Annotated in this window: 1 pseudogene; it reads left to right on the top strand. The window is 37.0% G+C overall.

Going from position 1 to position 1,027, the window contains the following annotated elements:
- A pseudogene (locus HG1285_RS00115) lies at positions 1-1,027 on the top strand (DNA-directed RNA polymerase subunit beta'); the annotation flags it as partial.

The following is a 1,027-nucleotide window of genomic DNA, read 5'->3' as shown; positions in this document are numbered from 1 at the left end:
GGGATCCATTTGCTATACCAATAATTGCAGAAAAATCAGGAACACTGGAACTTAGAGACGTTATACTTGATGTAACAGTAAGGGAAGAAAGAGACAACATAACAGGAAAAACGATTATAGATATCTCCTTTATGAGACCAAAAGATGCTGTTCTCCATACCCCAAGGGCAGTTATTAAAGGAGATGATGGTAAAGAATATACTTATGACCTGCCTGTTAATACAATAATAATGCTTTCAAGAAATGACCTTGAAACACAATGGGACAAATGTCTTGCATGTTCTGAAGCTGAAGATGCAGACGTTTACCACAACTACCTGCAGGTAAAACCAGGATTTAAAGTTCAGGCAGGTGATATCATAGCTAAAATCCCAAGGGAAACAGCAAAAGTTAGAGATATCGTTGGTGGTCTTCCAAGAGTTGAAGAACTTCTTGAAGCAAGAGAACCTAAAAATAAAGCTATAGTTTCAGAGATAGACGGAATAGTTAGAATATATGAAGATGCAGACGATATAATCATTTACAACCCAATCACAGGTCAATCTCAGAAATATGATGTTCCAAAGGATGCACTTGTTCTGGTTAAAAACGGTCAACATGTTCAGGAAGGGCAGATGCTTACAGATGATGGCTCCATAAAAGCTGAGTTTGAAGGTGTAGTAAGACTTAAATCTAAAGGATACAAGGTTATCGTATTTAACAAAGAAACAGGTCTCCAGAAAGAATACTCAATTGCAAAAGGTAAATATATGATTGTTAAGGATGGTGAAGTCGTTAAAGCAGGTGATCCACTTACAGACGGAACACCTAACCCACATGATATTCTGAGAATTATGGGACCTGAAGAACTGGCTAAATTCCTTGTTAAAGAAGTCCAAATGGTTTACAGAATGCAGGGAGTTGAAATCAGTGATAAACACTTTGAGGTAATAATTAGACAGATACTCAGAAAAGTTAAGATTGTTGACCCAGGAGACTCCAGATTCCTCCTTAATGAAATAGTTGATAAAGTAGACCTTGAAGAAGA

The sequence above is a fragment of the Hydrogenivirga sp. 128-5-R1-1 genome (assembly GCF_000171895.1).
The sequence above is the reverse complement of the archived record's forward strand: the minus strand, read 5'-3'. Positions and strand labels throughout refer to the sequence as shown.